Source organism: Mesorhizobium sp. M8A.F.Ca.ET.208.01.1.1, from assembly GCF_004791315.1.
Lineage (GTDB): Bacteria > Pseudomonadota > Alphaproteobacteria > Rhizobiales > Rhizobiaceae > Mesorhizobium.
This window is the reverse complement of record NZ_SRUT01000003.1, coordinates 50,902-73,645: the sequence shown is the minus strand read 5'-3', so window position 1 is coordinate 73,645 and position 22,744 is coordinate 50,902. Positions and strand designations below refer to the sequence as shown.

At 63.1% G+C, this 22,744-nt stretch carries 19 protein-coding genes; 10 read left to right on the top strand and 9 right to left on the bottom strand.

The annotated features are described in order from the left end of the window. Positions 1-4 precede the first annotated feature (4 nt). Genes EN851_RS17100 through EN851_RS17090 form a run of 3 tightly spaced genes read left to right on the top strand, consistent with a single transcriptional unit; the run spans position 5 to position 3,061 of the window. Positions 5-1,102, top strand: coding sequence for an ABC transporter ATP-binding protein (locus EN851_RS17100; protein WP_135921911.1), 1,098 nt, complete (start codon positions 5-7; stop codon positions 1,100-1,102). Between the two features lie 31 nt (positions 1,103-1,133). Continuing rightward, on the top strand, positions 1,134-2,297 hold the full coding sequence (locus tag EN851_RS17095) for a mandelate racemase/muconate lactonizing enzyme family protein (RefSeq protein ID WP_135881783.1): 1,164 nt from the start codon (positions 1,134-1,136) through the stop codon (positions 2,295-2,297). 23 nt (positions 2,298-2,320) lie between these two features. Beyond that, entirely contained in the window at positions 2,321-3,061 is a 741-nt protein-coding gene (locus tag EN851_RS17090; protein ID WP_127275493.1) for a ribonuclease activity regulator RraA, read from the top strand. A 97-nt stretch (positions 3,062-3,158) separates the two neighbouring features. Here EN851_RS17090 and EN851_RS17085 read toward each other — a convergent pair whose 3' ends face one another. The 5 genes from EN851_RS17085 to EN851_RS17065 all read right to left on the bottom strand — a co-directional run bounded on the left by EN851_RS17085 (position 3,159) and on the right by EN851_RS17065 (position 8,140). After that, complete coding sequence (locus tag EN851_RS17085) at positions 3,159-4,211, bottom strand: ABC transporter permease (protein WP_127275494.1); 1,053 nt, start codon at positions 4,209-4,211, stop codon at positions 3,159-3,161. Next, on the bottom strand, positions 4,208-5,005 hold the full coding sequence (locus tag EN851_RS17080; RefSeq protein WP_135929640.1) for an ATP-binding cassette domain-containing protein: 798 nt from the start codon (positions 5,003-5,005) through the stop codon (positions 4,208-4,210). Before EN851_RS17080 ends, EN851_RS17085 begins: the two co-directional genes overlap by 4 nt. Positions 5,006-5,091: 86 nt before the next feature. After that, entirely contained in the window at positions 5,092-6,105 is a 1,014-nt protein-coding gene (locus EN851_RS17075; protein ID WP_135921909.1) for a substrate-binding domain-containing protein, read from the bottom strand. Between the two features lie 98 nt (positions 6,106-6,203). Further along, positions 6,204-7,112, bottom strand: coding sequence for a sugar phosphate isomerase/epimerase (locus EN851_RS17070; RefSeq protein WP_135929639.1), 909 nt, complete (start codon positions 7,110-7,112; stop codon positions 6,204-6,206). Then, the gene (locus EN851_RS17065) at positions 7,109-8,140 is read right to left on the bottom strand and encodes a Gfo/Idh/MocA family oxidoreductase (RefSeq protein WP_135929638.1); all 1,032 of its coding nucleotides are present in this window, start codon (positions 8,138-8,140) and stop codon (positions 7,109-7,111) included. The genes EN851_RS17070 and EN851_RS17065 overlap by 4 nt, the downstream gene beginning before the upstream one ends. 193 nt (positions 8,141-8,333) lie before the next feature. Between EN851_RS17065 and EN851_RS17060 the strand changes: the two genes are divergently transcribed. Then, positions 8,334-9,359, top strand: a complete 1,026-nt coding sequence (locus EN851_RS17060) for a LacI family DNA-binding transcriptional regulator (protein WP_135929637.1) — start codon at positions 8,334-8,336, stop codon at positions 9,357-9,359. A 156-nt stretch (positions 9,360-9,515) separates the two neighbouring features. Here EN851_RS17060 and EN851_RS17055 read toward each other — a convergent pair whose 3' ends face one another. After that, positions 9,516-10,412: a LysR family transcriptional regulator gene (locus EN851_RS17055; RefSeq protein ID WP_135929875.1), complete on the bottom strand. Its 897-nt coding sequence runs from the start codon at positions 10,410-10,412 to the stop codon at positions 9,516-9,518. Positions 10,413-10,688: 276 nt separating this feature from the next. On the opposite strand from EN851_RS17055, the gene EN851_RS17050 reads away from it, so the two are divergent. The 6 genes from EN851_RS17050 to EN851_RS17025 all read left to right on the top strand — a co-directional run bounded on the left by EN851_RS17050 (position 10,689) and on the right by EN851_RS17025 (position 15,014). Further along, the gene (locus EN851_RS17050; RefSeq protein WP_135864914.1) at positions 10,689-11,423 is read left to right on the top strand and encodes an SDR family oxidoreductase; all 735 of its coding nucleotides are present in this window, start codon (positions 10,689-10,691) and stop codon (positions 11,421-11,423) included. 100 nt (positions 11,424-11,523) lie between these two features. Then, on the top strand, positions 11,524-12,123 hold the full coding sequence (locus EN851_RS17045; protein WP_135864911.1) for an NAD(P)-binding domain-containing protein: 600 nt from the start codon (positions 11,524-11,526) through the stop codon (positions 12,121-12,123). 3 nt (positions 12,124-12,126) lie between these two features. Next, positions 12,127-12,630, top strand: coding sequence for an SRPBCC domain-containing protein (locus tag EN851_RS17040; RefSeq protein WP_135864909.1), 504 nt, complete (start codon positions 12,127-12,129; stop codon positions 12,628-12,630). 116 nt (positions 12,631-12,746) lie between these two features. Beyond that, a complete protein-coding gene (locus tag EN851_RS17035) occupies positions 12,747-13,559 on the top strand; it encodes an SDR family oxidoreductase (RefSeq protein WP_135864907.1) in 813 nt (270 codons plus the stop codon). A gap of 68 nt (positions 13,560-13,627) precedes the next feature. Next, entirely contained in the window at positions 13,628-14,536 is a 909-nt protein-coding gene (locus tag EN851_RS17030; protein WP_135929636.1) for an MBL fold metallo-hydrolase, read from the top strand. A 10-nt stretch (positions 14,537-14,546) separates the two neighbouring features. Further along, a complete protein-coding gene (locus tag EN851_RS17025; protein ID WP_135864903.1) occupies positions 14,547-15,014 on the top strand; it encodes a metallophosphoesterase family protein in 468 nt (155 codons plus the stop codon). 166 nt (positions 15,015-15,180) lie between these two features. Here EN851_RS17025 and EN851_RS17020 read toward each other — a convergent pair whose 3' ends face one another. From EN851_RS17020 to EN851_RS17010, 3 genes are all read right to left on the bottom strand, one after another. Then, a complete protein-coding gene (locus EN851_RS17020) occupies positions 15,181-16,518 on the bottom strand; it encodes an HlyD family type I secretion periplasmic adaptor subunit (protein ID WP_135929635.1) in 1,338 nt (445 codons plus the stop codon). Positions 16,519-16,537: 19 nt separating this feature from the next. After that, complete coding sequence (locus EN851_RS17015) at positions 16,538-18,232, bottom strand: type I secretion system permease/ATPase (protein WP_127870428.1); 1,695 nt, start codon at positions 18,230-18,232, stop codon at positions 16,538-16,540. A gap of 64 nt (positions 18,233-18,296) precedes the next feature. Beyond that, positions 18,297-22,457, bottom strand: coding sequence for a VCBS domain-containing protein (locus tag EN851_RS17010; RefSeq protein WP_135929634.1), 4,161 nt, complete (start codon positions 22,455-22,457; stop codon positions 18,297-18,299). Between the last annotated feature and the right edge of the window lie 287 nt (positions 22,458-22,744).

Sequence of the window (22,744 nt, the reverse complement as noted above, 5' to 3'; positions counted from 1 at the left end):
GCCGATGGCCCACGTGGTCCTCAAAGATCTCGTCAAGACCTACGGCAACTTCAAGGCCGTCAACGACGTTTCGCTGACGGTCAACGACGGCGAGTTCGTTGCGCTCGTCGGCCCTTCAGGCTGCGGCAAGACAACCACTCTCAATCTCGTCGCGGGGCTGACCCCGATCACCTCGGGCGACATCGTCATCGGCGACCGGGTGGTCAACGACCTCGACCCCAAGGACCGGGACATCGCAATGGTGTTTCAAAACTATGCGCTCTACCCGCAAAAGTCGGTTTATATGAACCTGGCGTTCCCGCTGCAGATGCGCAAACTGCCAAGGGACGAGATCGACAAGAAGGTCAAGGAGGCGGCGCGGGTGCTCGACATGACGCACCTGCTCGAGCGCAAGCCACGCGAACTTTCGGGAGGCCAACAGCAGCGTGTGGCCCTCGGCCGCGCCCTTGTGCGCGATCCCGCCGTGTTCCTCATGGACGAGCCGCTCTCCAACCTCGACGCCAAACTGCGCGTACAGATGCGGTCCGAGATCAAGCGCTTCCACCAGGACCTCAAGGCGACGATCATCTATGTGACGCACGACCAGCTCGAAGCCGTGACGATGGCCGACAAGATGGCGGTGATGAACGGTGGCTTCCTGCAGCAATACGATTCGCCGGCGCAGGTCTTTGCCCATCCGGTAAACATGTTCGTCGCCAGCTTCATCGGCAGCCCGGCGATGAGCCTCATTCCGCTGGAGATATCGACAGCGAACGGCGGCACCGTGTTGACCAGCGCGGAGGGCTGGAGCCTCGGGCTCTCGCCGCGCAACGTCCAGAAGGTCACGAAGGCAACGACCAAAAAGGTCGTGCTCGGCGCACGCCACTCGACGATCAAGCTGCACAAGACTGCAGTGCCAGGCAGCATTCCGGCCAAGGTCTACACGGTGGAGCCAACCGGAGACGTCACCTTCGTGCAGGCGTTCCTATCCGGTGCCATCGTCAACGTCAGCGTGCCACCGAACATTGCCGTGACGCCCGACGAGCGGATCTGGCTCGAGTTCGACCAGGAGCGGATGCATCTGTTCGATGGCGAAACCGAAATGGCCCTCGAGGCCAGTTGAGCAGGCGGATGCGTATGGAACGTGGGCGTGGATGACCAGGAAGCTTAAGATTACCGCGATCAAGCCCTATCCGGTGTGGGTGGGAACGCGCAACCAGATGCTGGTCAAGGTCGAGACCGATCATGGCATCTTCGGCTGGGGCGAGAGCGGCCTGAGCGGCCGCGAGAAGGCCGTGGCTGGCGCGGTCGAGCACTATCGCGAGTTTCTGGTCGGACGCGAGCCCATGCAGATCGGGCGGATCTGGCAGGAGCTTTATCGCAGCCAGTATTTCGAAGGCGGCCGCGTTCTGCAGGCGGCGATATCCGCCATCGACATCGCCCTTCACGACATCAAGGGCAAGGCGCTGGGGGTACCGGTCTACGAGCTGCTGGGCGGCAAGCAGCGCGACCGGATCCCCACTTTCGCCTCGACCGGAGACGAGGCCGAGGGCGACGTGGCCATCGAACGGGCCCGCGAACTGCACGCGCAGGGCTGGCAGGCAATCCGCTTCTTTCCCGTCGGGCAAAACAGCAAGGATGTCTTCGAGCCGCGCGAGTCGATCGGCGCAACAGCGACGATGCTGAACAAGGCGCGCCAGGCACTGGGCGACGACGTGGTCCTCGGCATCGATTATCATCATCGCCTGTCGGTGGCGGAGGCGGCGAGCTTCTGCAACAAGCTCGACCGCGGCGTGCTCGATTTCCTCGAGGAGCCGATACGCGACGAGACGCCGGAAGCCTACGAATCCCTGCGCAAGATGACCGAGATCCCCTTCGCCATCGGCGAGGAATTTGCCAGCAAGTGGCAGTTCCTGCCCTATGTCGAGCGCGGCATCCACCAGTTCAACCGGCTCGATATCTGCAATGTCGGCGGCTTCACCGAGGCGATGAAAGTCGCCGGCTGGAGCGAGGCGCACTATGTGGACCTGATGCCACACAATCCGCTGGGTCCAGTGTGCACGGCCGCGACCGTGCATCTCGCCGCCGCAGTGCCCAACTTCTCGTGGCTCGAGACCAGGGCGCCCGAAGCAAAGCTCGGTTTCGACAATTCCGACTTCTTTCCGGTGCAACCACGGCTCGACGGCCCCGATTATCCCGTCACCGATCTGCCGGGGCTCGGCGTCGAGGTCAACGAAGAGGCGGTCCAGGCGCAAAGCTTCCGTTTCTGGGAAGCGCCCCACCTCAAGCGCCGCGATGGTTCTGTCACGAACTGGTAGTTCCCATTCAATCGGAGTCCACAATGACGCATACTTCCGACATCACGCGGCCGCCCAGGGATCTGATCGACGCGCTAAAGGAGATCGGCGCCGCGACGGTTGCCGGCACGCTTGGTCATATGGGTTTCCGCAATCCGCATATGGTCGGCCCGATGGCGCAGAACCATGGCAAGTCGATCGTCGGGCCGGCGCTGACGCTGCAGTTCCTGCCGCAGCGGCCCGATCTTTTCAACGAGGGAGAATATGCCGATCCGGAGACACAGCTGCACCGGCATGTGCTGTACCACGCACAAGAGGGGGATGTGGTCGTGGTCGACGCGCGCGGCGACATGAGCTCGGGCGTGTTCGGCGATATGATGTCGACATACTTCAAAGGCAGAGGCGGCGCGGGTATCGTCATCGACGGCTGCATGCGCGACCGGCCTAATGTCGAAAAACTCGACCTGGCCCTATGGCTGCGCGGCTGGACGCCCAACTACCATGTGCAAACCAGCATCTATCCCAATGCCGTCAACGTTCCGATTGCCTGCGGCGGCGTCACGGTGATCCCCGGCGACATCATCGTCGCCGATGATGACGGGGTGGTCGTGCTGCCCGTTGCAATGGCTGCAAAGGTGATCGAGGAATCCCAGAAGCATCACGACTGGGAGGAGTTCTCGCGAGAGAAACTCATGCAGGGCGGGTCGTTGCAACGCTATTATCCGCTGCACCCAAGTGCAAATGATGAGTATGAGGCTTGGCGGAAGGCTAACCCGAAATCTTGATGGACGGACGAGGTCACGGGTATCTCCCAGTCGTCCATTGCCTTGTCAGGCACGGGCTTATTGCCGCGCCGTCGGCTCTCGCACCAAGCTGATCGCGTCACCGATACCGTGCCTGGTTCCATTTGTGGCCAAGCAGCGAAAGGATGATGATCAGCCCGTTGAAGAACTGGACGTAGAAGCCGCTCAGGCCAGCCGCCACGACGCCGGTTTGGATAAACGACACCGTGACGGCGCCGATCGCGCCGCCGGCCACCGTGCCGATGCCGCCCCAGGTCGGCGTGCCGCCGACGAACACCGAGGCCAGCACCGGCAAGAGATAACCGTCGCCGGCCGTTGGCCACCAGGTGAAGTTGATCATTACGGAGAACGTGCCGGCGATCGCGGCCCCGATGCCGACGAAGACGAACACTTTCACCCGCACGCGCTTGACGTCGATGCCCATCTGCTGGGCACTGTCGGGATTGTCACCGACCACCCTCACCTGCGCGCCGAAGCGGTGGCGGTTGTAGAGCATCGCCGAAAAGACGACGAAGGCGATCGCCCAAAAAATCTGCACCGGAATGCCCCAGATCTGGCTGGAGAAGATCCGGTAGGCCCAGCTGTCGGCAAGGCTGGTCAGCGAGGTCGATCTGCCCTCATTGATGATCTGGATCAGGCCGCGCAGCAGGAAATTCATGCCGAGCGTGGCGATCAGCGACGACAGCCCGCCATAGACCACCAACGACCCGACGAGGAAGCCGAGCAGCGTGCCGGTGACCAGCGCTGCCGCAATGCCGAGGAACGGATCATAGCCGGCCTGCACCACCAGCGCGAAGACCCAGGAGGCGAAACCCATCGTCGCGGGAAACGACAGGTCGATCTCGCCGCAGGTGACGACGAAGACCAGCGGCACGACCACGAACAGCGCCACCGGAAGCGTGGTAAGCACGGCGCTGTAGAGATACCAGGTTGTGAAGACCGTCGGGTTGGCGATCATGAAGACCGCCATCATGACGATGAACACGGCGAGCGTGCCAAGCGACGCCCGATTGTCGAGGACGAAGCCGCGCAGCCAGTGGTCGGACGGGTGCTTCCACTCGTTCCGGGAACTGCCTTGGCGGGAGATGCCGGCCGACGGCTCGTGCAGATCGGGCTCCATGGTCTTGCTCATCGTGCTCTCCGCTCCGCGTCGCCGGTGTCGTGCAGTCCGGCCAACCCGCCCGGATGCGCGATGTCTTCCATGAAGTTGATGAGATCCTCGGCCGACTTGACCTCGCTCCGGTCGGCGGTGAGCGCGACCTTGCCGCGGTCCAGCACCACGAAGCGATCGGCGATGTCGAAGACATGATGGATGTTGTGGCCGATAAACAGGATCGAGCGGCCGCTCGCCCGCACCTGGCGCACGAAATGGAAGACCTTGGCGGTCTCGGTCAGAGACAGTGCCGTCGTCGGCTCGTCGAGGACGATCAGCTCCGCCTGCTTGTAGATGGCGCGCGCGATCGCCACGCCCTGGCGTTCGCCGCCCGACAGCTGGCCGACGATCGAGTGCGGCGTGAATACTTTCGAGGTGAAGCCGATCTCGCGCATCAGCCGACTCGCCTCCTCGATTTCCTTGCCGACCTTCAGCCAGCCGAGAAAACCGGTGAGTTCGCGGCCCATGAAGATGTTGCGCACGATCGTCTGCTGTACGGCCAGCGCCCGGTCCTGGAACACCGTTTCGATGCCGGCCTCGCGCGAACGTGCCGCATTCCATCCGGTCACCGGCTTGCCGCGGATGAGGATCTCGCCGCTGGTCGGCTTTACCACGCCGGAGAGGATCTTGATCAGCGTCGACTTGCCGGCGCCGTTGTCGCCGATGAGGCCGACCACCTCGCCGCGGTCGACGCTGAGATTGACCCCGCCAAGTGCGTAGACGTGGCCGTAGGACTTGGCGATATCGCGCAGTTCTATGAGACGTTCGGCCATCGGATCCTCGCTTGATTATCTCGCACCGGCCTTCTCGCCGGCGGTGCCGCCGGCCGGGGCCTGATCCCGGCCGGCGGCTTGGGAGGTCAGCGCAGCGCCTGTTTGGCGAGTTCTGCGACGATTGCGTAATTTTCGGGCGTCACGAAACCGGCGCCGGTGTCGACATTCATCGGCGCCAGACCCAGCACCACTTGCTGGCAAAGGCTGAGGATCGGCAGATAGCCCTGCAGGAATGGCTGCTGGTCGGCCGTCAGCTGCACCCAGCCGCCCTTGAAGCCCTCGACGATCTGCGGGCTGGTGTCGAAGCCGAAATTGAAGATATCGCCGGGCTTGCGCCCCGCCGCCTGCATGTAGGTGGAGACATTGCCGAGCATCTGTCCGCCGGGATAGCCGACCGCCTTGATGTCGGGGTGATTGAGGAGCGCCGCCGTGATCACCGGGATGGCGAGGTTGGGGTCGGACGCCCACTCGCCGCTCGGCGGCGAGGACAGCTGGATGACCTCGACCCCCGCCTCCTTCAGCGCCGCCACCGTGCCGCGCTCGCGCGCGCCGCGGTTCTCGTTCTCGAACGGACCGATCATGATTGCCTTGTCGCCGGCCTTGAGCTTGCCGAGCTTGAACGCTTCGGCGCCGAGCGCGCGGCCCTGCTGTTCCTGCTGCGCGCCGACATAGCCGCCACCAAACGCCGCCGTCACCTTCGGCACCGGGACGTTCTGGTACATCATCTTGATGCCGTCCTTATGCGCCTCTTCGGCGAGCGGCATGATCGCGGCGTCGCCCGGATGGCCCATCATGGCGATGCCCTGGGGCTTGACCGCGACCGCTTCGCGCAATTGCTGCACCATCTTCTCCGCGTCCCACTGGGAGAAGATGTAGTCGACCTTGGGCCCGAGATCGGCCGCGGCCTGCTTGGCGCCATTGTAGACGATTGTGCCGAAGGCGTCGCCCTCGGCCCCGCCGACGAAGAAGCGGATGTGGACGTCCTTGCACCATTGGGCGTCGAGCGCCTGCGCCGGCAAGGTGGAGATTGCGGCGGCAAGCGCCGTGGCCGTCGCCACGACGGTCGTGCGCAGAAGTGTCGTTCTGGTCGCGATGCTCATGCACGTTCCTCCCATTGTTTCCCTCGTCAGCCGAGGGGTTTTTCGAACGATTGCCTTGGCAGTACCACTTACGGCCGGCTCCTCCCGCCGACCGGTCCTCACGCCGGATTTGGCAGGTAGCTCGCACCTCCCCGGCATAGCTTGAGATACTCCAGGGCGCGTGCTTGTCCCGTGATCTCGAGGTCACCGCGATAGACCGGATCGTGCCAGCCTTCGATGTCGATGGCGCCCTTGTATCCGGCCAGCCGCAATTCGCTGATCACCCGCGTCCAGTCGCTGTCGCCGAAGCCCGGCGTGCGCATCTGCACGAATGGCAGCCGGCCGAACACGCCGTGCTCGCGAATGACGTCCCAGCGCACCGTCGCGTCCTTGCCATGGACGTGGAAGATGCGCGGCGCCCATTTGCGGATCTGTGGCATCGGATCGATCAGATAGACGAGTTGGTGGCAAGGCTCCCATTCGAGGCCGAGATTGTCGTCAGGCAACTCGTTGAACATCAGCTCCCAGGCGTCCGGATTGTGGGCGATGTTCCAGTCTCCGGCAGCCCAGTTGCCGTCCATCGCACAGTTCTCGAAGGCGATGCGAACGCCCTTGTCGGCGGCTCGCCTGGCCAGCGGCCCCCACACCTCGCGAAAGCGCGGCAGGCTGTCTGTCAGCGGCTTACCGCGGAGCCGGCCGGTAAAGCCGCAGACCATCGAAGCGCCGAACAAATGGGCATTGTCGATGACCGTCTCCCAGGCCTGGAGGACGCCACGGTCGACATGGCCGCCCTCCAGCGGATTGCCGAAAACGCCGATCGAGGACACCGTGACATCGGCATCGCCGATCGCCTCGCGGATCTGGCCGGCCAGCCGGGGCAGGTCCTTGCCACCAAGTGTCTGCCAGAAGAAGGGTTGAATGCTCTCGAAGCCGAGCGGCAGGATTGCCTTGATGTAGGCGGCCGGGTCGTCGAGGTTGGCCCGCACCATGGTGCCGATCCTGATGTCGAGAAGCGGGTTTGGCATCATTGTGCTTCCTCTGCGATCATCACGCGACGCCCGGTTTCGGCGCTTTCGATGGCGCCAAAGACCATGGCCAGGCTCTTGATGTTGTCGGCGCCGCGCGTTTCCGGTTCTGTGCCGGTCTCGATGGCACGCATGAAATCCCTGATGATGCCGAGATGGCCGTCGACGCGGTCGGCTGGATCGAGCGCCGGCACCTCGATTGGCTGGATCTTGTCGAACATGCCGTCGCGGCCTTGCACCACCACTTCCGCCTTCAATCCGTCATGGCCGTCCCAGATCAGGCTGCCCCGCTCGGCGACGATGCGCCAGCTGCCCTCCCAACTGGTGCGGAAGCCGGCCGCGCACCAGCTGCCCGCATAGGTGAAGATCTTGCCGCCGCCGAGATCGAAGACCGCGCTGGCCGATGAGCCCTGTCGGTACCAGGAATTGGCCGGTTCCCATTCCTGGCAATGGACGGCGGCCGGCTCGCCATTGACCATGTAGCGGGCGGCGTCGAACGTGTGGATCGCCATGTCGAGCAGCAGCACGTGCGCCATCTCTTCGCGAAAACCGCCGAAATGTGGTGCGACGAAAAAGTCGGCGTGGATGCTGGTCGCGGCACCGATGGCGCCGGAGTCCAGAAACCTCCGGATGCGTCGGACATTGGCGACGTAGCGGCGGTTTTGGACGACGGCATGGATGCGCCCGGCCTGGCGGGCGGCCTCGACGATGGCGCGGGCATTCTCCGGGCTATCGGCGAGCGGCTTTTCCGTCAGCAGATGGCAATGGTGGGCAAAGGCGGAAAGCGCAACGTCGCGACGGGCGGCGGGAACCACCACATCGAACACCGCTTGCGGTCGGGTCTGATCGAGCACAGCGTCGAGACTGGTGCCGATGACGGCACCACCGAGATCGTATTCGCGAGCCCTCGCCTTCGCCCTGTCGGCATCGAGGTCGACAAGGCCGACAATGGCGAGCCCGTCGATCTGCCGCGCGGCATCGAGCCAGGCCTTGCTCATCGCTCCGCAGCCGACAAGAACGGCGTCGATCATCCAGTGCTCCTCCTCTCGGCCCCTCCAGGCCGATGGTTCCGGCGTTCACGGCGTGACCGTAAACGTTTTTCCGTAAACGTTTACGAGAACACACCCGAAGGCGTAGAATGTCAATCGGCCGCCGGCGAAAATCGTCATTGCGCCTTGGCCCCGGCGGCCACCGGTGCTAGCCAAGCAAGGGGAGAACAGTCACTTGGCGTCCAGCATTCACGACCTTGCCCGTCACCTGAACATTTCGATCGGCACGGTGTCGCGGGCACTGAACGGCCGCGCCGACGTCAATGCCGACACGCGCCAGCGCGTTCTCGAGGCGGCCAGGGCTCTCAACTATTCGCCGAACCAGTCCGGCCGCAGTCTCAGGCAAGGCGCTACCCACTCGATCGCCTTCATGCTGCAGCCGCATCCGGGCGACCAGGAATATGGCGAGCCGTTCTTCATTCCGTTCCTGACTGGGTTGCAGGGCCGGCTCGCCGAAAGCGGACTGGACCTGATCGTGGTGATGGGCGCGCCGGGCGACTATCAGCAGGAGCGCCTGCGGCGTGTCGTCGAGACGCGCCGTGCCGACGCGGTGGTGCTGGCCTGGACGCGGCGCGAGGACGAGCGCATCGACTATCTCACCCAGGCCGGCTTCCCCTTCGCCACGCTCGGCCGTAGCCGCTCCGGCGACAAGGCCTACCCCTCGCTCGATCTCGATTTCGAAAAAGCAGGCGCCGACGCGGTCGACCGGCTGGTGGAGCGCGGCCACCGCCGCATCGCTGCCATCCGCCCATCGCTCGATCTGAATTTCGGCTATCTGTTCCTCGACGGTTACCGCAAGGCCTTGCGCCGGCATGGCATCGCGGTCGATCCCCACCTGATTGCCGACGGCTTCATCAACGAGGCCGGTGGCTACGAAGTGACCCCGCGGGTGATGCGCCGCAAGGACCCGCCGACCGCCATCATCTTCAACAATGACGCAATGGCGCTAGGGGGATGCAAGGCGCTGGCCGAGATGGGGATCAAGCCGGGTCACGACATGGCGGTGACCGTCATCGTCGATACGCCGCTCTGCCGCTATTTCTCGCCGGCGCTGACTGCTTTCCGCCCGGCGCTGCAGCCGATGGGACGGCGGCTCGCCGAAATGCTGCTGGCGTCGCTTCCTGCCTTCGCCGGCCCGGAGGGTCCACGTATCATGCGCGACGTCTGGCCGCTGGAGCTAATTGCGCGCGATAGCGATTGATGTACCAGATCCCGGTTCGGATCGAGGCCGCGGCCGCCTGAACGAGGAGCTTTGCCGGATACCAATTGTCCGTGGCCCGGAAACGATGCCGCTTCAAGCGATCGCGGTTCGGCTTCCACCGGATCACGGCAGGCGTCGCCGGTGACCTGCCGGGCGTCAGTCGCGCGACATGGACAGCCCCGTGAGAAGCGGAGCGTACGCGGCGAGCCTGCCGGATACGAACTCCGTGAAGAGCCGCACGCGCTTCGTCTTGCGTGTGTCCCCCTGTGTGAGAAGCCAGAGCGTTCCGTACATGTGCAGGTCGGTGCCTGGCACCCTCACCAGCAGGGGGTCGGCATCTCCGACGAAGCACGGCAGCGTCGTGATCCCGAGCCCTTGCCGAACGGCAACGATCTGCGCCTCGCCGTCCGTGGTCCTGAATGGAACCCCGGTTGTGCGAACCTCGCCCTCGCTGGCCCAGTCCGGTATTCCATGAATGCTTATGACGATCCACCGGATGGGATCCGGCGCGCCCGCACGCCACGCGGCCAGTCGATCGCGGGACATGTAGACGCCGCCGAACAGCTCCGGTCCCTTCAGTCCGTGAAGATTGAGCGGCAGGGTTTTGCGGTCGTAGACGACGCGGATCGCCACGTCGGCCTCTCGGTTGGTCAGATTTGCCAGCTCGCCGACCGACAAGATTTCCATCTCGATGTCGGGATGCAGACGCGCGAAATCGGCGAAGTCCGGCATGAGCAGGTGTGTCGCGAGGGGCGGTGCCAACGTCACCCGAAGAAGCCCGCGCACACTCTGGTCGCGACCGAAGACGCGGGTCTCCAGCTGGTGCGAGGACGCTTCCATCTGGTTCGCGAGCTCGAGGACCTCTTCGCCTGCGGCCGTCAGGCGGTAGCCCGAAGGCAGCTTTTCGAACATCTGCGCCCCGAGGCGTTCCTCGAGCTGTGCGATGCGTCGCAGCACGGTCGAGTGATACACCCCGAGGCCCTCGGCGGCTGCCCGCACCGAGCCTCCGCGCGCGACGGCGAGAAAATAGCGAATGTCATCCCAGTCGATCATGGTGCAATCCAGCACCGCGCGGTGCGCCTTCCAAAGCCCGTATCTAACGCCATCGTACAGCAGTACGGCCGTCATCATAGCCTATGTCGATGAGCGCAGCCCAATTTTCGAACGGCAGACACCGATCACCGTGGCTGGCATTAGTCGTTCAACCGGATCGATTTTGCACCACCGATGTGCGCCCTTCCGCACTCAACGCCTGGCTGCAGCGAACCCATCTTGAGGTTCTCGGGGGCCTCCCCGAACGACCAAAGTTGGAGTTTGAAAGGAAAAATCATGGGAAAGCTCGAAGGTAGGGTTGCCGTCATCACGGGTGGATCGAGCGGCATGGCGCTGGCGACCGCCAAACGGTTCGTTGAAGAAGGCGCGTATGTTTTCATCACTGGCCGGAGGCAGGAGGCGCTCGACGAGGCCATCAGGCTGGTTGGCCGGAACGTGACCGGCGTGCGCGGCGATGCGGCCAATCTCGACGACCTCGACCGCCTGTTCGATACAGTCAAGCGGGAAAAGGGCAAGATTGACGTCCTGTATGCGAGCGCCGGCACGGGCGAAGCCGTCCCACTGGGCGAGATTACCGAGCAGCATTTCGATGCCACCTTCGGCCTGAATACGCGCGGCACACTGTTCACGGTGCAAAAGGCGTTGCCGCTGTTCAACGATGGCGGATCGATCTTCATGACCGGATCAGTTGCTTCGGTGAAAGGTTTTCCTGGTTACAGCGTGTATGCGGCGAGCAAGGCGGCGTTGCACGCATTCGCACGCGGATGGCTCAACGAGCTGAAGAGCAGGAATATCCGGGTGAACGTGCTGCACCCCGGGCCGATCGCCACACCGATGCAGGACCAGGTTCTCACCGAGGAGGCGAAGCGGATGTTCGAATCCCTGATCCCGCGGGGAAAGATGGGGCGTCCCGAGGAAATTGCGGCGGCCGCGCTGTTTCTTGCTTCAGACGATTCGAGCTTCGTGAACGGGCTGGAGTTGTCTGTCGACGGAGGCTTCTCGGCGATCTGAAATCGCGCCGGATAGCGGGAAACGGCTGATCGGCGAGAACGGACAACCCAGCGCCGTTGAAGGCCCGGGAATCAATATCAACATGGATCGGAGAAATATTATGAGCTACGCAATTGTAGGGTTCGGTAAGGTAGGCCAGGCCCTCGCCCACGCCTTCGCGCGTAAAAACATCAAGGTTGCCGTCGCGAGCCGCCGGCCGCCCGAGGCGTTGGCGCCGCAGGCTGGGGCAATTGGACCCACGGTCGTCGCCAAGTCGCTGCGGGACGCACTCGAGGCCGACACAATCATCCTGGCGGTCCCGTTCGGGGAGCACCGCGAGGTTGCGAGGGCCCTGCCGAGCTGGAAAGGCAAGACGGTCATCGACGCGATGAACGCGTTAGTCCCCCCTGAGGAGTTGGACGGTCTCCTGTCCTCCGCCTTCGTCGCGAAGGCGTTCTCCGGCGCCAAGTTCGTGAAAGGTTTCAATCACCTGATTGCGGCCACTTTGGCTGCCGATCCAACCGTGGAGGGCGGCCACCGGGTCGTGTTTCTGTCTGGTGACGACGAGGACGCGATCGCTCCCGTGGCGGCCTTGGCCAAACAACTCGGGTTCGCACCCGTCAAGCTGGGAAAGCTCGACGAGGGTGGCGCGCTGGTGCACGCACGCGGCCGCATTTGGGGCCAGCTCATCTTCCAGGATTTGTTCAAGAAGGAGCAGTGATCGATGTACGAACGTGTGATCTGGCCCGAGAAGTACGATCCCAAAACGTCGGCCATCTATGCGCTCAATGACATCGACGTGAAGGCGCCCCCTCAAGTGGTTTGGAGGCTGCTGGCCGACGCCGAGAACTGGTCGAGCTACTTTCCTGCCGAAGACCAGGTCAAGATCCTGACCGGTGAGCCGGAACTGGCGCTCGGAACCAAATACAGCCGGGTGACGGTCGGATTCCCGATGAGTCTGGTCGTGACGGAATGCGCGCCCTTCCGCAGGCTTGCGTGGTCGACGACCGTCGATGGCGACGAGACCGGCTCGAGCGCGTACCACGGCTGGGTCATCACACCGACGGCCAACGGCTGCCATGTGCTGACCGAGGAAACGCAACAAGGGCCCTGGTTCATCGAGGAGCTCGGACACAAGCATCCCGGTGCGCTCTACCGCTATCACCAGAAATGGGTCGAAAGCCTCGCCCGCGCGGCGGAGGCGGATGTCGCGAAAAAGGCAGGTTAGTGCATTTGTCCTGAGGCTTGGGCCGCACGGGCCAGGTTTCAAGGCTCTCGGTCGAGGGGAACGATGCGCTTCGGCGCATCGATCGCCTTAGCTGCTCACAATAGGAGATGAATGACATGAATATCGAACTCAAGGGCCGCACAGCGATCGTCACCGGGTCGACGGCAGGCATCGGCCGCGCCACCGCAGAAGGTTTAGCTCGTGCAGGGGCGTCGGTCGTCATTAATGGTCGTGGGAATGCCCGGGTCGACGAGGCGGTGCGGCAGATGCGCCAGTCTTTCCCGGACAGCGAGATCTCCGGCGTCACCGCCGATCTTTCGACCGCGGAGGGCGCCGAGACATTCTTCGCGCAGGCGCCCGACGCCGATATCCTCGTCAACAACGTGGGTACGGCTCACATCCGGAACTACAACGGCATCGAGGACATCGCGAAGATCCCCGACGACGACTGGCTTGGCCTGTTCCAGCTGAACGTGATGAGCGGCGTGCGCATGACGCGCCACTACCTGCCGCGGATGGTGGCGAAGGGCTGGGGCCGCGTCGTGTTCGTGAGCAGCGAGTCCGCGGTCAACATTCCCAAGGAGATGCTCGACTACGGCATGACCAAGACCGCACAGCTGGCGGTCTCGCGCGGTCTTGCCGAGGCGGTCGCGGGCACGGGTATCACCGTCAACGCCGTCCTGCCGGGGCCTACCCGGTCTGAGATCCTGGGTGACTTCATGGCGAAACAGGCTGAGGCAAACGGAATCATGCAAGAGGAAGCCGAGCAGGGCTTCTTGAGGGCTATGCGTCCGACCACCCTCATCCAGCGTTTCGCGACGACCGACGAGGTCGCCAACATGATCGTCTATGTGTGCTCAGAGCAGGCTTCCGCAACCACTGGCGCGGCTCTGCGCGTGGATGGCGGCGTGGTCCGCTTCGTCGCCTAAGCGTCTAGACTAGTCTAGGGGCCTTCGCCGGCTTTGAGGTCTCGTTGCCCGCGAGGTAGACTGCTCGCATGACCTTAAGGCTCATCTTCCTCGGCACCTCGGCCAGCGTGCCCTCGGCCGAGCGCAACCACCCGGCGCTGCTCGTTGAAGCCGGCAGTCAACGGGTGCTGGTCGATTGCGGGGAAGGCACCCAGCGTCAGCTTCTGCGCAGCGGCGCCGGATTCAGGCGACTTGATCGCCTGCTCCTCACGCACGCGCATTTCGACCACGTGCTCGGAATTCCGGGCTTGTTCTCGACGCTGCGGCTCCGGCAGAGCGAGGACCTTGTGACCATTCATGGCAGCGCCGACACTCTCGAGGTCGTCGCCCGCATGCTCGCTGGCCTTTGGGGTGAGGGACGCGCGCCGATCCCGCTGCAACTGGTGCCGCTTGTGCCCGGAGGCGTGTTCGACGTGGATGAGTTCACGGTCGACTGCTTTCAAGTTCGCCATCGCGACACCGACAGCTACGGCTTCGTCTTCGAGACGCCGGCGCGTCGTCACCTCGTTTCGGACCGCTTGGCAGCTCTCGGTGTGCCAGACGGCCCGATCCGGAAGGACTTGGCCGAAGGCCGCTCAATTTCTCTCCCCGACGGCAGGACGATTGCTCCCGAAGCAGTTCTCGGACCACCCGAGGCTGGCAAGAAGCTGGTCATTGTAGGTGACACCGAAACCACCGATGGATTGGCCGACAAGGTGAGCGGCGCCGATCTGCTTGTCATCGAAGCCACATTCCTGGAACGAGATGCAACGATGGCGCGCGACTACGGACACCTGACAGCCGCGGAGGCAGCATCGCTGGCAGCGACCAGTGATGTAAAGCAACTCGTTCTTACGCACATCTCCGGCCGCTATCCCGACGACGAAATTCTCGCGGAAGCCGTCCGGACGTTTACGAACAGCCTTGTCGCAACGGATTTGAGCACCCTCACCGTCTGATGGCAGAGCCATGACATTCAGAATTGGCATCATCTCGGACACGCACGGTCTGCTGAGGCCGCAGGCGCTGCGCTGCTTGGCCGGGGTCGACCACATCATTCATGGAGGAGACATCGGTCGCCCTGAGATCATCGCAGCGCTTCGCGGTATCGCACCGGTTACCGCAATCAGAGGAAACGTGGACACCGGTGGGTGGGCAGTGGAATACGCGGAAACCGAGCTCGTCCGCCTCGCCGGGCGAGCAATCTATGTGCTTCATGATCTCAAGACGCTGCAGATCGACCCGGTTGCCCAGGGCATCGATTTGATCGTGTCCGGTCACTCGCATGTGCCAAGCATGGAGACAGTGGATGGCGTGCTCTATTTGAATCCGGGCAGCGCTGGCCCACGGCGGTTTAAGCTGCCTGTCACCCTTGCGACGGTCGACATCACCCGGGACAGCATGCAGCCCTCGATGTGGAGCTTGGTAAGCGGCTGAACCGCGCACGCATACACACGTCCACGCTTATATCCGACGGTCTCTTGGATTCTTCACCAGACGGCCAGACGCGCCGCAACGCGGAGAGAAGCATTTTCCACGATAGGTCGGCGGGGGTTCTCGCCGCGTCGGGAGTTCTCGCCACGCGCGGTGTTGGACTGAACCGTCATCTCTGGCGAAACGCGGAGTGGAACGACACAACCAGCGGGCCTAAAATGTAGTCGAGTGCCGTGCGTTGCTCGGTAACGATCATGACCGACGCCGGCATGCCCGGATAAAGCGCGATCTGTGGGGCCGCGGCTAATTCCACCGGATCGACCGCCACGTCCGCGAGATAATAGGGAAAGCCGGTCTTGGTGTCGGTGATGCGATCCGCCGAAATGCGGGTGACGCGTCCATGAATGATGGGTATCGAACGCTGCTTGTATGATGTGAAACGAACTTCGGCGGCCATGTCGGGACGCAGGTTCGATATATCCTCGACGCGAACCTGTGCCTGGACGATCAGCGAATTCTCGGTCGGCACGATGTCGAGGATGGTCTGGCCCGGCGCCACGATCGCACCGATCGAGAAAACGCTTAGATCCATCACTTGGCCGTCATAGGGCGCGCGCACTTCGGCCCGGTCCATGGCAGCCTGGGCGGCGAACATCTTGGGTATGAGGTCGGACAGGTTCGATTGCGTATCGATCAACATGGCCGACAACTTGGTCCGGCGCTCATTGGTCAATTGTGCGATCTGGCTCTCGAGTTCGGCTTTGCTCTGTTGGCTGCCGCCGATGGCGCCGAGATTATCGTCGATCAAGCCCTGCAAATCCGAGGCCAACCTTTCCAGTTCCAGGATGCGTGGGCGGGTCGTCAAACCGGCCTTGAGCAGCTTCGACAGGCTGGCCTTCTCGTCGATCGTCGATTTGAGCTGGGCCTGGTAGGATTCGACTCGGGACTGCTTGCCCCGTATCTGCTCCTCGAGCTCGGCAATACGCCGCTGAAGGATCTGTTTGGCGCCGGCCATCGAGGCGCGTTGGCTTTCCAGGTCGGCGATCTGGTTTGCCATTGCGTCCTTGAGGTAGTCCTCGTGCTCTTTGAGGATGTCCTTGGGAAAGGCAACAGCCTCGCTGCCGTCCAGTTCGGCACGGATCCTGGCATCGGCTGCGCGCAACAGCGCATATTGCTGGGCATAGAGATTGAACTCGGACCGAATCCTGGTGTCGTCCAGCTTCAGCATTATGTCGCCCTTCCTGACGACGTCGCCATCCTTGACGCGGATCTCCTTCACCGTACCGCCGTCGAAATGCTGGACGCTCTTGCGATTGCCTTCCACCTTGACGATGGCATCGGCGAGCACGGCACCGTTCAGAGGGGCAAAGGCTGCCCAGCCGCCGAAAATGCCGAAAAAGGCCATTATGATCAGCAGGCCGATATAGGCCGGCACCCGGATGGAATCCGGAGCCAGGATGCCGGCCTCGCCGGGCAGGCTATGGTAAGTGAGTGCGCTGTCGCTCATCGATCTCTCCGACCACGGCTCATTGGGTCGCCACCGCCATTGGCGCCGCGCGCTGGTTGAGCAGCGCCACGATCTCGTTTCTCATGCCGAACGCCTCGACGGCGCCATCGCGCAACAGGAGGATCTTGTCGACATTCGCCAAGGTCGAGGGACGGTGCGAGACGATGATAACCGTGCTGCCGCGTCGCTTGAGCTCGATCGCGCAGTCGCTCAGCGCGCGGTCGCCATCGGCGTCGAGATTGGAACTCGGCTCGTCGAGAATGATCAGTTTCGGCGTCCCAAACACCGCCCGGGCAAGAGCAATCCGTTGCCGGTATCCTCCCGACAGCACGGCGCCGCCCTCGCCGATCTGCGTCTCGTAGCCCTGCGGCAGGCGGATGATCATCTCGTGTACGCCGGCGAGCCGCGCGGCCTCGATCACCTCCTGGTCGACATTGGTCTTGAAGCGCCCAATGTTGGCGGCGACTGTATCGGAGAAGAGTTCGATATCCTGCGGCAGGTAGCCGATGTGATCGCCGAGCGCGTCGTGCCCCCATTGCGACAGGTCGGCGCCATCCAGCCTGACCGTGCCTCGGCTGGGTTGCATGACGCCGGCAAGGTGGCGCGCCAGGGTCGACTTGCCGGCGCCGGAGGGGCCAACGATCCCGAGCGCCTCGCCAGCCTCCAGCCGAAACGACACCTCGCGCAGAAGCACCTTCTGCTGGCTGAGAATTGCAAAGCTGACCTGTTCGACGGAGATCGTGCCACTGGGCTTGGGCAGGTTGAACGCTCTTTCGTTGCGCGCGCCGCCGTCGACCAGCTTCTCGACCCTTGCCAAGGCAGCCCGCGCCAGGATCAGGCTGCGCCAGAGGCCGACGATCTGCTCGACAGGCTGCAGCCCCCTGCCCAGCAGGAGACTCGCCGCGAACATGGTGCCGCCGGTAATTTGCCGTTCGATCACCAGATAGGCGCCGAGGCCGAGGATCAGCGATTGCATGGTGAGCCGCAGGAACCGGATAAGGCCCGACATCAGGGCGGCGCGGTCGCTTGCCTCCGCCTGGCGCCGCAGCGCCAGGTTGCGGTCGCGCCCCCAGCGGCGGATTAGACCGTCGATCATCCCCATGGCGCGAACGACTTCCGAGTTCCTGAGACTCATCTCGGTGAAGTTATAGTTGTTCGTCGCCAGCTCGTTGGCCTGCTTCAGCGGCGAGCGCACGAGATACTCGTTGAGCACGGCCATGCCGATCAAGAGCAGCGAGCAGCCGAGCGCGAAGAAGCCGAGCCAAGGATGCAGCAGGAAGATGATGCCGATGTAGATGGGCGACCATGGCAGATCGAACAGGGCGTGGATGCCGCTGCCGGTGATGACCTGCCTGAACGTATCGAAGTCGCGGATCGGCTGGCTCGGCGAGGAGCCGGGCGATGGGGTTTCCACGGACGCGGCGAGGATCCTTGCCGAGAGCAACCGGTCGAGCCGGGCGCTGGCACGCGTCAGGATCCAGGCGCGGACAAGGTCGAGACCGGCCAGCGAAAGGAACGCCGCCAGCAACACCAGGGTCAGCATCACCAGCGTGGTTTCGCTGCCGCTGGTGACAACCCGGTCGTAGATCTGCAGCATGTAGAGTGGGGAGGCGAGGTAAAGCAGGTTGATCGCCAGGCTGAATGCCGCCGCAACCAGGAAATAGCGGCGGCATGCCCGAAGCGCATCCTTCACAATTCGAGACTTGCTATCCACTTCCAGAACCCCACTCGATACTCGTCAGGTCAAGGGAGCCGCCGCAGCCGGCGGCCCTTTTCGCTCACACCACCAAGTCGCTCGAAATCGCCCCACTGCCGATGCCGGTCAGCGTGAATTCCGCCGGATTGTACGAAACGACGGTATGGCCCTGGCCATCGTCGGCAAGCTTGAAGGCGTTCGCATCATAGCTGCCGACCAGATGCAATGCGGCGCCATGGGTGCCGTCCGAAACGGTCAGCGTTCCGCCGCTGCCATCCTGGTTTGCCTGATAGACGGCCGTCGTTCCCGCACCGAACAGGATATCGCCGAGGTCCAGTCGGTCATCATTGGTGATGCCGCCGATGCGTCCGCTGTAGTCGAAGGAATCGTCGAGTTGCAGCGTGCCGGCAGCGTCGTGTCCGAAGGTGACGTCCGTCGACGAGGCGCCGCCGAACTCCAACTTCGACAAGTTGCCGATGGTGGCATCGCCGTCGCCGGTGACTTGGCCATGGATTACGATGTCACCGCCATTGGCCCAGAGCATGCCCGAATTCGCCAGGCCGCCGGTGATCGTCAGCCCGCCCGAACCCGTTGCTTCCAGCGTTCCGGAGTTGGTGACGACACTGCCTCCGGTATCGATGACCAGCGCATTCGAGCCGGAGGCGATGATGGTCCCCCTATTGTCGAGGCTGAGCATGCCGCCGCCCAGCTGGCCGGCGCCCGAGATCGTGTTGTCGACGTTGACGAGAGTGACATCCGGCCCGGTGCCGGAAATCATGTTGGCGGCGCTGTCGGACAACAGGATCTGCCCGCCTCCCTGCAAGGTCACGCCGTGCTGGATAACCTGCAGCAGCGTATCGCTGCCGGTCGAGCCGAGCGAGATCAGGCCGCTGTTGTTGATGATGCCGCTCAGCGGCAGCAACGCGCCGTCGCCGATCGTCATGGTGCCTGAATTGTTGACCACCGGTGTCTGGTCGAAGACGAAATTGCTTGCCGTGAGTGCGCCCGAATGCACGCCGTCCAGCGTGATCGACTGTCCGTCGCCGAGCGCGATCACCGCATTGCCGTTGGCATCGTCGGCGATGTGCGTCTGGAGGTCGGCAAAGTCTGCCAATCCACTGTAGCCGATGAGGTCGATCTGGTCGGCCGCAGCGTCGAAATTGTGCACGGTGTCGGCGCCGATCGGCTGCGAGAAGACGAAGAGGTCGTTGCCGTGCGAGCCGGTCAGCACGTCGTCGCCGGACCAGGCAAAGATCGGCGATCCCGGAGCGTAGGCCTCGACATTATCGGCGATCGACGCGCTGCCCAAGGTCCCGTCGGCGTTGATCCAGCTCATCTGGACGTCGAGCACGGCTGCACCGGTAAAACTGGCCGGTGTGGTGACGGTCAGCCCGTGCAGGTCGTTGGTCTGCACCGTCCAAGATCCATCGGCGTTGTGCGTCGCGCCGTCGATGGTCCAGCCTGAGGGAACGTCCTTCACGGTGACGGTGATGAGTGCGCCTTCATGTGAGGGGTCGGTGAGGGCGAGGTTGATGGGCTCGCCGGAGGTGCCGGCGGGGGCAGCTACACTGATTGTCACATGATGGACGATGCTGGTGTTGGTGCCATCGCTGGCGACGATGTCTATATTTCGAGCCGGATTAGAAATGTGCGAGCCAGGTTTTGTATCGGAATACTGAACTCCCTCCAAAATGTTTTGATATGTGCTGGCCGACGCAGTGCCAGTTATGGACAGTGTGACCGGGTCACCATTGTTCGCGACGCTCGACGTAAATGTTACTGTCAGCCCCGCGGCGGTGGCGGCGGCACTCGCCGCTGCGTTAAGGGAGAGTATCTCTCTTATGCCTCCACCGCCCGCACTGTTGTCCTGCGGATTAGTCAGGGTAATTGTCAAGGACGCTAGATTTGCCGAATCGGCGTCGGTGATTGTTCCCAATGGCATGATCAAGAGCTGCGAGACTCCATGAGGATAGCTCGCGGTGGCATCGTTTCCCGCGCCTGATCCATTGAGGTCGACAATCGGGGCTTGACCGCCACCAGTCACATTGATTGTCGCGGTAGCCGAGCCGGTGTCTGTACCGCTGTTGGCGGTGCCGTCGCCGTCCACGAGTGTATAGGTTACCGTCTTCGTGGTCGTGGCGCTGGTTGCATTCGAATAGAGGATATGATCGGCAAGGGCCTGCGCTGCCGCCTGCGTAGCAGCGGCATTGAAGGTGACAACCAGGCTCGACCCGCTCGTGCCGCCGGTGAAAGTACCGATGATCGTTCCGCCATAGGTGACATTGCTGCCGCTGACGCCGATCTGGCCGGCGCCCGTGCCCTGGTTCTGGATCGCCAGTTGATCGGCGGGCGTGCCATTTGCTGTGAACGCGACGGTCAGCGAGCCTCCGCCGAAGTTGGCGGAGTCGATATCAGTTACTGTTCCCGCAGGAGCGATGGCAGTGGCGGCAGATCCAGCGGTGTAGCTGAGGCTTGTAGATGTGCCGGCCAGCGCGCCATTGAGATCAACCGTTGGCGCATCGTTGGTGCCGAGGATGTCGATATGCACCGAGGTCGGAGTGCCGTCGGCGCTGACCACGTTGAAGTTCTCGGTGTAATGCTGGCCGGCGGCGAACTCGTTGTGGGCCGAGCTTGCCGTGTAGGTCCAGGCGCCAGCGCTGTCGATGGAGAACGAGCCATAGGTTCCAACGGTCGCGGCCTGGGCGACGAAGGTCGCCGGGCTGTCGACATCCGAGATGGTCAGCGTGCCGGAGCTCGAGATGTCGGTGGCCGAGTTGGTCTCGGTCAGGTTGCGCACATCGGCCGACAGGATGGCGGCATCGTTGGTGCCGTCGATGTTGATGGTCACCGAGGTGTGGGTGCCGTCGGCGCTGACGACATCGAAGGTGTCGGTGTAGGTGGTGCCGGCGGCGAACTCGTTGTGGGCCGAGCTTGCCGTGTAGGTCCAGGCGCCGGCGCTGTCGATGGAGAACGAGCCATAGGTTCCAACGGTCGCGGCCTGGGCGACGAAGGTCGCCGGGCTGTCGACATCGGAGATGGTCAGCGTGCCGGAGCTCGAGATGTCGGTGGCCGAGTTGGTCTCGGTCAGGTTGCGCACATCGGCCGACAGGATGGCGGCATCGTTGGTGCCGTCGATGTTGATGGTCACCGAGGTGTGGGTGCCGTCGGCGCTGACGACATCGAAGGTGTCGGTGTAGGTGGTGCCGGCGGCGAACTCGTTGTGGGCCGAGCTTGCCGTGTAGGTCCAGGCGCCGGCGCTGTCGATGGAGAACGAGCCATAGGTTCCAACGGTCGCGGCCTGGGCGACGAAGGTCGCCGGGCTGTCGACATCGGAGATGGTCAGCGTGCCCGAAGTGCTGATCGCGGCCGGCGTATTGCCTTCCGTGAGGTTCCGGACATCGGTCGACAGAACGGCCGCATCATTGGTGCCGGCAATATTGACGACGATATTGTAGCTGGCGCTTCCGTCGGCCGACTTCACCGTCAGAGTGTCGGTGACATGCTGGCCTTGGGTCAGCGGGTCGGCGAGAGTCTGGTTGAGCGTATAGGCCCATACGCCGGTTGTCGTATTGAAGGTGAAGGCGCCATAGGTGCCCTGCAGGCTTGGGGGAGTCTGGAAATGGTTCTGGCCGACATCGGGGTCGGTGATGATCAGCTGGCCATGCGCGTTGGGATCGTTCAGCGTGCCATTGGCAACGCCGCCGGCCTCTACCACAGTCAGATCTGCACCCGGAACGGCGGTGATGATCGCGCCGTCATTGGTGCCTTGAATGTTGACCGACACGCTGGCCCAGCTCAGCGTTCCGTTGCCGAGTTTGATCGCATAGGTGAAGGTCTCGTTGATCTGGTCGCCCGCACCCATGGCTTGCAGGCTGGCGAAGCCATGCGCCGCCAGATATCCACTAAGGTCCATCTCGACCTTGCCGTTGTTGATGCGGATGGAAACCCCGCCGCCGATGCTTTCCCAGGCGGAAATGCCGGTCGCCTGAACGTCCTGAGTCGTCAGGTCGATGGGGGCGTATTGCTTCGTGGCCGTCGATGCGGAAATCCCATCGTCCACCGAAAAGAGGGACTTCGCGTTTCCACCCTGATCGTTCGCCATCACATCGAGAACTATGATGGTTTGCGAACCTGAAGCGAGGACGACCGTATCCTCGGTGAGATTGAAAACGTCATTGTTCGCTTGCGGTGTATTGGAGAACGACGTCGTGGTGCCGCCGGCACCGGTGACCTGAGTAGCCATTTTTCAACCCCTTTTCCCTATGACAGACGCCCCTACGCCTGTTTGTTGACAGCCCTGCACGACCACGCCCTGTCCGGGCGTCGATCCCAAAAATCGGCACACAACTGGGTTGGAAGTGCAGTGCGCCATCAGCGCGCCTGCCGGGCAAGAAATGCCGGCTGGAGCTAGCGGATGATGATCACATGATGGCGGCGGCGACGACGTTGGTCGCTGCGCTACGTCTCCCTACCCCAATTACATCCTCTAAATCGTCGGGTTTCCGATCATGATATTTAGAAGATGCTTAT